Source organism: Variovorax sp. P1_H12_2, from assembly GCF_056405335.1.
Map to the genome: position 1 here is coordinate 1 of NZ_JBFUCI010000566.1, position 3,296 is coordinate 3,296.

3 protein-coding genes are annotated in these 3,296 nt (G+C 69.4%); 2 read left to right on the forward strand and 1 reads right to left on the reverse strand.

Going from position 1 to position 3,296, the window contains the following annotated elements; genetic code table 11:
• Positions 1-6 precede the first annotated feature (6 nt).
• On the forward strand, positions 7-1,269 hold the full coding sequence (locus tag AC1D2K_RS32400) for an ABC transporter permease (protein WP_478094250.1): 1,263 nt from the start codon (positions 7-9) through the stop codon (positions 1,267-1,269).
• Between the two features lie 2 nt (positions 1,270-1,271).
• Positions 1,272-1,874: a DUF3299 domain-containing protein gene (locus tag AC1D2K_RS32405; RefSeq protein ID WP_478094247.1), complete on the forward strand. Its 603-nt coding sequence runs from the start codon at positions 1,272-1,274 to the stop codon at positions 1,872-1,874.
• Between the two features lie 87 nt (positions 1,875-1,961).
• Here the strand turns inward: AC1D2K_RS32405 and AC1D2K_RS32410 are convergent, their stop codons facing one another.
• On the reverse strand, positions 1,962-3,242 hold the full coding sequence (locus tag AC1D2K_RS32410) for an alpha/beta hydrolase (RefSeq protein ID WP_478094248.1): 1,281 nt from the start codon (positions 3,240-3,242) through the stop codon (positions 1,962-1,964).
• Positions 3,243-3,296: the final 54 nt, after the last annotated feature.

Here is a 3,296-nt window from a genome sequence, read left to right on the forward strand (position 1 = left end):
GCTCGAATGAGCGCCCTGCTGGGCATCGCCTGGCGCAGCGCCTGGAACCGCCGATTCACGCTCGCGCTCACCGTGCTGTCGATCGCGCTCGCGACCTTCCTGCTGCTCGGCGTCGAGCGCATCCGCACCGAGTTGCGCCAGAACTTTTCTTCGTCCGTCTCGGGCACCGATCTGATCGTCGGCGCCCGCACCGGCTCGACGCAACTGCTGCTGTACTCGGTGTTCCGGRTCGGCGCGGCCACCAACAACATGCAGTGGAAGAGCGTCCAGGCGCTGGCCGCGCACCCGGGCGTCGACTGGGTGGTGCCGCTGTCGCTCGGCGACTCGCATCGCGGCTTCTCGGTGCTGGCGACCACCCCCGGGTACTTCGAGCACTTCCGCTTCGGCAACCGCCAGCCGCTCGCGCTGCGCGAGGGCAAGGCCTTCTCGGAGCTGTTCGACGCGGTGGTCGGAGCCGAAGTGGCCGACGCGCTGGGCTACCGCGTCGGCCAGAAGATCACGCTGGCGCACGGCAGCGGCGAGCTCAACGTCTCCGAGCATGCCGACAAGCCCTTCACGGTGGTCGGCGTGCTCGCGCGCACCGGCACGCCGGTCGACCGCACGGTGCACATCGGGCTCGAGGCGATGGAGGCGATCCACCTCGAATGGATGGGCGGCGCGCCGATGCCCGGGCTCAGGATTCCGGCCGAGCAGGTGCGCAAGTTCGACCTCACGCCCAAGACCGTGACCGCGGCGCTGGTCGGCCTGAAGAACCGGGCCGCGGTGTTCGCGGTGCAGCGCTGGGTCTCGACCTTCACCGGCGAGCCGCTGATGGCGATCCTGCCGGGCGTGGCGCTCGACGAACTGTGGCGCGTGGTCGGCATCGGCGAGAACGCGCTGCTGCTGATGTCGGCGCTGGTCGCGCTGGTGAGCCTGGCCGGACTGGTGTCGGTGGTGATGGCGAGCCTCAACGAACGGCGCCGCGAACTGGCGGTGCTGCGCGCGGTCGGCGCCAGCCTGCGCCACGTGCTCGCGCTGCTGGCGCTCGAGGGCGCCATCGTGACGCTGCTGGGCGTGGTGCTCGGCGTCGCACTCGCGGCGCTCGGCATCGCCGGCTTGTCGCCCTGGCTGCAATCGCACTTCGGACTCGCGCTTTCGCTGTCCGAACCTACACTGAACGAATGGCTGTTGCTCGCGAGCCTGGTGGCGGCCGGCTGGCTGGCCAGCCTGCTGCCGGGCATCCGGGCCTACCGGCTCTCGCTGGCCGACGGCCTCTCACCGAGGATATGAACATGACGCTGCGCCCTCTTCTTCCGACACTGCTCTCGCTGGCGATGGCCGGCAGCGCGCTCGCGGCCGGTCCCGCGCCGCAAGCCACCTCGCCGACCCAGCCGCTGGGCGGCAAGGCCGCCGAGGCCAAGGCCGTGCCAGGGCAGCCGCGCCTCATCAGCTGGGAAGAGCTGGTGCCCAAGGACTGGGACCCGATGAAGGAGCTCAAGGGCATGGACCTGAGCAAGCTCGACGACAGCGACCCGCGCGCCAACGAACTGCTCATGAAGCTGCAGGAAGTCTCCAACAACGCGCCGACCAACCCGGCGCTGAACGGCGTCGAGGTGAAGATCCCGGGCTTCATCGTGCCGCTCGAGGAGAACAAGGGCGAGGTCACCGAGTTCCTGCTGGTGCCCTACTTCGGCGCCTGCATCCACACGCCGCCGCCGCCGGCCAACCAGATCCTGCACGTGCGCCCGAAGCAGGGCGCCAAGTTCCGCGCCATGGAYACGGTGTGGGTCACGGGTAGGCTCCAGACCGTGCGCAACGACTCGATGATGGGCGTGAGCGGCTACCAGGTCACGGCCGACAGCGTCACCAAGTACACCGGCAGCCCGAAGCAGTAAGGTTGCCCCCACGCTCCCTCACTTCGTGTGGTCGCTGCCCCCCGAGGGGGCCGCAGGCCGCCTTGGGGCGGCCCGGCGCCGGCCTGACTAGCGACTGAACAACCTGTAGATCCTGTCGTTGAAGTCGGCCGGGAACCGCCAGTAGCGCGCGCCGCCCGGCGTCAGCTGCTCGTCGAGCCCGCGCCGCGGCGGCGGCGCGTTGAGCAGGAACTGCCCCAGCATGTCGCCGCTGACCCACGGATCGTCGTACCAGAAGGCGTGCGAACTCTCCGGCAGATTGGGGATGTCCTTCGGGTCCACCCGGATCAGGTCGAAGCGCAGCTTGCGCGACGCCTCGACCAGGAAGCGCGTCTGCTCCTCGTCCAGTTCGGTCACGTCGGGACGGCCCGCGCGCGAGGCCCGGCCGACGATGGCCGCGAAGCGAAGCACCGAGTCGTTGAGGTTGGCCGCGATGCTGACGCGCTCGATGATGTCGATGTACCCGCCCAGTTCGTCCACGAAGCGACGGGTGTCGATATCGGGCGCCGCGAAATAGATCTGCCCGAGCCGAAGCCGCTGCTGCAGTTGGGCGCGCGTCTCGCCGGGCCGCGGCGTGCCCAGGCGGACCAGCGCCGGGCTCAGGACCTGCGCGCCGGCGCTGTAGGCCAGCACGTCGATCTTCGAAGCCGTGGTGTTCTCGGCCAGCAGCTCGACCATCCGCGCGAAGGGCTCGACCGTGCTGGCCGCGTTGTTGACGTCGGTCAGGTAGCGCAGGATCGAACCCGCCGACGGCCACATGAAGACCAGCACCACCATGCGCCGCCCCGTGAAGTGGCGGAACTGCGCCGCCTGGGCCGCCGCGCGCGGCACGGTGTTGTTGGAGCCGTGCACGTAGATCAGCAGCTCGCTGTTGGGGCTCGCGGCCAGGGCCTTGTTCACGAGCGCGAAGAAGGCCTGCGCCTCGGGCGATTTCTTCACCTCTTCATCGGACTTGAGCACCGCCATCTGTTCGAGACGCTCGAGCTGGACGATCGGCCGCTCATCGGGGTCGGCGCTGGTGGAGAGCCGGTGCAGGGTCTCCCAGTCGAGCGTCTCGTCGCCGACCCGGACGTGCGCCACGCCCATGCGCAGATCGTCGGTGGGCACGATGGTGTGCACGGGATCCGGATGTTCGATCAGCGCCAGCCGGTTGGTGGCGTACAGCACGGGGACCTCGGTGGTCTGCAGCTTCTCGCCGATCTTCTCGAAGGGATCGACGTCGCCGTTGCTGAAGCTCACGGGGGTCGGCATCAGGCGCACGGGGGCATCGCAGCCGGCCAGCAGGGCGGCCGCCAGCAGCATGAAAAAGACCGAGGCGGCCTTGGCGATTCCGAATTCAAGCGTGCGCATGCGCCGGAAGTATAGGGAGCCGCCCACAGACCGCCCGGACGTGCCACCATGGCG